Raw genomic sequence first — 4,290 nt, 5'->3', positions numbered from 1 at the left:
GGCGCCCCCGGACGCGGGGCGCCACGGCGGCGGTCACGGCAGCAGTGACGCGGCGTCGAGGTCGAGGGCGTGGTGGGCGTGCCTCGTGGTCATCGTGCAGAACATCTCGTCGCCCCGGTCGGTGCGTTCGACGAGCATCGACGCGCCGATCGCCATGACGATCCCCTGGAACGCGTGCCGGCGGTAGCCGTCCCAGCAGTCGTCCCAGGCCAGGTCCACGCCGCGCCCGGTGAGGGCGGCGTGGTAGCGGCGGACGAGCGCGCGCTCGTGCGCGCGGCGGGCCTCGACGGGCAGGCTGGAGCCGAGGAAGTACGCCAGGTCGGCGGCGCCCGGCCCGTAGGCGCAGGTCTGCCAGTCCAGCACGACCGGGCGCGGCCCGCCGAACAGCAGGTTGTCGGCGCGGAAGTCGCCGTGCATGAGGGTGGACGCGCCGTCCCGCGCGGCGAGGTACCCGCCCAGCGACGGCAGGAAGTCCTCGATCAGGCCGATGACCTCGGGTTCCAGCCGGTCCGCGTACCGTTCCTTGAAGCCCTGGTACAGCCCGGTCACCATCGCGGTGGTGAACTCGGCGGCCTCCGCGCTGTGCCGGTTGAGCCAGGGCAGCGCGGCGAGGTCGGGATCGTTCCAGCCGGCGGCGTGGAGCGCGGCCATCTCGTCGACCGCGGCGGCGGCCTCGTCCGGCGAGACGCCCGCGAGCTGGTCGCCCGCCCGGGCGGGCGCGAGGTCCTGCAAGAGGACGACGTACTCGTCCTTCTCCGGCTCGTAGGCGGAGAAGTAGCAGGCGGGCACGCTGGCGTCGAGGCCGTCCGCGACGCCCGCGTAGAAGCTCGCCTCCACCTCGTAGGTGCGGATCGCGCGGGCCGCCGCGCGGCTCGCCTCGTCCGCCGCCGGGACTTTCGCGATCATCGTGGCGGGCAGCCCGACGGGGCCGTCGTAGGTGAGGCTCAGGCGCAGGCTGTCGGAGACCTGGCCGGTGCCGACCGGCTCGGCGCCGACCGCGGTGACCGCCGCGCCGTCCAGGTCGCGCGCGAGCGCCTCTGTCAGCCAGGACGCGGTCAGGCCGGCGCCGCCCGCGACCGGCCCGGTCATCGCTCGCCGCCTTCCGCGAGGTACGACCAGCCGTGGTCCTGCCAGCCGGGCGGCTGGTGCCATTCCGTCCAGCCGTGGCCGGTGCGGCCGTCCTCGGCCTCGAAGCGGCAGAGCGCGCGCGGGAAACGCGCGGTCCGGCCGTCCGGCGAGACGACCGCGACGGGCGCGAACGCCAGCGGCGTCGCGGTCATCGGGACGCCCGGCACCCGCAGGTGCGACGACTCCGGCAGCTCGTCCGCCGCAAAGCGGGTCTCGGCGGAGAAGCCGTCGCGGTGCGCGATCTCGCCGCCCGGCGGCACGAGGAACGACGGCCACGGGATCGCGAACCCGATGTTGGCCTGCATGCAGTGGAAGAACGTGCCGTCGCCGAGGCGCCCGGACGACCAGAGCCACGACGTCTTCCACCAGTCGCGCTCGCCCCAGCTGTGGTCGCGCTCGCCGGGCGCGTCGACGGCGAGGGTCTCGTCCCCGACCGTGACGGTGCCGGAGACCGTGCACGGGATCTCGTAGCGCGGGATGTCCTTGTAGGGGTAGACGCCGCTGACGGTGTCCCATCGCAGGTCGAACCGTAGGCGCGTCGTCTCCGCCCCGGACGTGTCGCCGTACGCGGCGGTGGGGTCGGGCAGGACGGCGCCCTCGCCGTCCAGCCCGATCCGCACCGGGCCGAACGGCTCGGCGATGGTCTGCGTCGCCTCGTACGCACCGGTCCGGACGTCGGTGGTGCCCGGCTTCGGCAGCGGCGCGTCGTTGTCGGCGATCAGGACGAGCGGGCGGTCCTTCCCGGTCACGCACGCCCAGTACCAGGCGCGGTCCCAGTTCGGGTACAGGCCGAGCCGCACGTACCCGGCGACGGACCCGTCCGGGGCGGCGAAGTCGAAGTAGTAGGACTCGTTCCACAGCACCTCGGACCCGGGCTCGTGCAGCCCCTCGTCCGCCGGCGTCAGCTGCCAGGTACCGTGATCGATGATCTTCGCCATGGGCGAACCTCCGGGGGTGGTTCGGGGGTCAGGGGGCGGCGAGGCCGCGCGGGCGGCTTGTGGAGATCCTCCCAGCCGGGGCCCGCGGAAGCGAGGGCCCGACCGCTAGGTGAGGCGCGCGCGGGTCAGCGGAACCGGTCGATCAGCAGGCGGTCCCCGGCGCCGGGCCCGACGCCCCACACCGACGCGGTGCGGCCGACCTGCGCGAGGTCGTAGACCGGCGGCCAGCCGCCGAGGTCGTTGGCGGGGCGGGGCACGCTCGTCCAGGCCGTCCCGTCGAAGTGCCGGTAGTAGGCCGTGCGGCTGTCCTGCAGCCAAACGCCGCCCCGCCCGTCGGACGCGATGTCGCCGAGGAACCCGACGTCCTGCGCGAAGGGGCGGACCTGCTCGTACGGCGACGGCGTCTTCGTCACGGTGAACGCGGTCCCGTCCCAGTGGACGAGGTCCGGGCCGGAGAACAGCGGGTCCTGCGGGATCGTGTAGAACCAGACGTCGTCCGGCGACAGCGCGACGATCTGCAGCACCCACTGGGGCCAGTCGCCGGGGATGTCCATCTGCGTCCAGCCTGTCCCGTCGTAGTGCCACAGGCCGTCGCCGGACGGGCCCAGGCCACCGGCCCAGACGTCCTTCGGTGTGCGCGCGGCCAGCGCGTCCAGCATCCCCCCGCCCGCGAGCGAGAGCCCCTTGTCCGCCCAGGTTCCGCCGGTGCGGCGGAAGACGGCGGCGCCGCTGCCGTCGGTGTTGGAGCCGATCGACCACGCCTTGCCTCGGGAGTCGACCGAAACGGCCATCGGCTGCGGACGCGGGTAGTCGACGGCCTTCCACGCGCGGCCGTTCCAGTGCAGCGACTTCGCCGTGGCGGCGCCGCCGCCCTGCCCGACGGCCCACACGTTGGACGGCCCGCCGGACGCGACGTCCACCAGTTCGGGGGCCGTTCCGGCGGGCGCGGCCTGCGGCGTCCAGGCGCCGTGCCGGTAGCTCAGGATCAGCGGGGCGGACGAGGACGACTGCGTGCCGACGGCCCAGGCGTGCCCGCGGTCGGGCGCCGTGACCCCGTAGAGCGCGGGGGCCGTCAGGCCGGTGACCTCGGTGGAGGTCCAGGCGCCGGGCGGCGCGGCGGCCAGCGCGGTGCCGGACGTCCCGGCGGCCGTGCCGGTGACGACGGCGGCGGCGAGCGCGAGCGGCGCGGTGCGGCGGGCGAGCGCGGTTCTCACGGGCGGTCTCCTCCCGAGCGGGAACACGATCATGCCAGCATTCACTGGCACGATCGGGATGTAAAGCCGTCCCGGCCGCCCGTGGCCGGATCCGGCTACCGCCCGCCGGGGCGCCTCACGGGGTCAGGGCCATGCCGGCGAGCACCCGTCCGGCGAGCTCCGTGTCCCCCTTGGCCCGCACCTCCACCGCGTCCGGCCCGCACCGTCCCGCGGTGAGCCGCACGTAGCACTCCCACTCCATGTCCAACTCGGCCGTCGCGTCGTCCGGCACCTCGCCGGCGAACCCGCCGCGCCCGTCGCCGTCCACCACGACGGCCACCCGGCGCTCAACCGGCCCGCTGATCCGGAACAGCACCGACTGCCCCGGCTCCGCCCCCGCCTTGCGCGCCACGACGAGCGGCAGGCCCTGGGCGAGGATGTCCCAGAAGCAGCCCGCCGCCGGCGCGTCCAGGTTGCCCGGACGGCCGACCGCGCGGCGCACGTCCTGCTCGTGCGTCCAGCAGTCCATCGCGCGGAACCGCATGAACAGCGCGTACGTGCCCTGCTTCCCGTTCGGGAGCGTCGTCGGCTCGTCCGGGTCCAGGCCCGGCAACTGGGCGAGGCGGCGCTCCAGCACGTCCGCCAGCTCCGCCGCCACCTGCGGCCCCGGAACGGACCGCCGCGCGTGCACACCGGCCTCCAGGTACCGCGCGAAGTCGTTGCGGATGTGGTCGAACTCGGGGACCTCGACCTCGGGGACCGGGTCGCCGAGCAGCGACGCCTCCACCGAGACCAGGTGGGAGAACTGGTCCTTGACCGTCCAGCCCGGGCAGTCGGTCGGGCGGTCCCACTCCGCCGCGCCGAGCGTCGCGGCCAGCGCGAGCGAGGAGCGGACCGTCTGCTCGAACGCGGCGACGTTCCCGCGCATCTCGTCGTTCATCCCGGCGTCCTTCGGCAGGGGGACAGGGCGCCCTCAATGTACGAGACGCTCCGGACGCGCCCGGGCGCCGCCCCCTTGAGGAGGGGCGGCG

The 4,290-nt window shown here is 74.9% G+C and carries 4 protein-coding genes; all 4 read right to left on the bottom strand.

Annotated elements, in window-relative coordinates; genetic code table 11:
- Positions 1-33: 33 nt before the first annotated feature.
- The 4 genes from ABZ914_RS47525 to ABZ914_RS47510 all read right to left on the bottom strand — a co-directional run bounded on the left by ABZ914_RS47525 (position 34) and on the right by ABZ914_RS47510 (position 4,199).
- Complete coding sequence (locus ABZ914_RS47525; RefSeq protein ID WP_500201223.1) at positions 34-1,089, bottom strand: phosphotransferase; 1,056 nt, start codon at positions 1,087-1,089, stop codon at positions 34-36.
- Complete coding sequence (locus tag ABZ914_RS47520; protein ID WP_500201222.1) at positions 1,086-2,066, bottom strand: DUF7064 domain-containing protein; 981 nt, start codon at positions 2,064-2,066, stop codon at positions 1,086-1,088. Before ABZ914_RS47520 ends, ABZ914_RS47525 begins: the two co-directional genes overlap by 4 nt.
- Before the next feature lie 125 nt (positions 2,067-2,191).
- Positions 2,192-3,280, bottom strand: a complete 1,089-nt coding sequence (locus ABZ914_RS47515; protein ID WP_500201221.1) for a hypothetical protein — start codon at positions 3,278-3,280, stop codon at positions 2,192-2,194.
- 115 nt (positions 3,281-3,395) lie between these two features.
- Positions 3,396-4,199 (bottom strand): maleylpyruvate isomerase family mycothiol-dependent enzyme, encoded by an 804-nt coding sequence (locus tag ABZ914_RS47510; RefSeq protein ID WP_500201220.1) that lies wholly within the window; start codon positions 4,197-4,199, stop codon positions 3,396-3,398.
- Positions 4,200-4,290 lie beyond the last annotated feature (91 nt).

Origin of the sequence: Spirillospora sp. NPDC046719, from assembly GCF_040645715.1 — a bacterium.
Classification (GTDB): domain Bacteria; phylum Actinomycetota; class Actinomycetes; order Streptosporangiales; family Streptosporangiaceae; genus Spirillospora.
Note: the sequence above shows the minus strand (reverse complement) of the source record. Positions and strands in the feature narration are given on the sequence as shown.

Excerpts from the sequence above, each read along its gene's own strand:
- ABZ914_RS47510 (WP_500201220.1), bottom strand. The coding sequence starts at position 4,199 with ATGAACGACGAGATGCGCGGGAACGTCGCCGCGTTCGAGCAGACGGTC.
- ABZ914_RS47525 (WP_500201223.1), bottom strand. The coding sequence starts at position 1,089 with ATGACCGGGCCGGTCGCGGGCGGCGCCGGCCTGACCGCGTCCTGGCTG.
- ABZ914_RS47520 (WP_500201222.1), bottom strand. The coding sequence starts at position 2,066 with ATGGCGAAGATCATCGATCACGGTACCTGGCAGCTGACGCCGGCGGAC.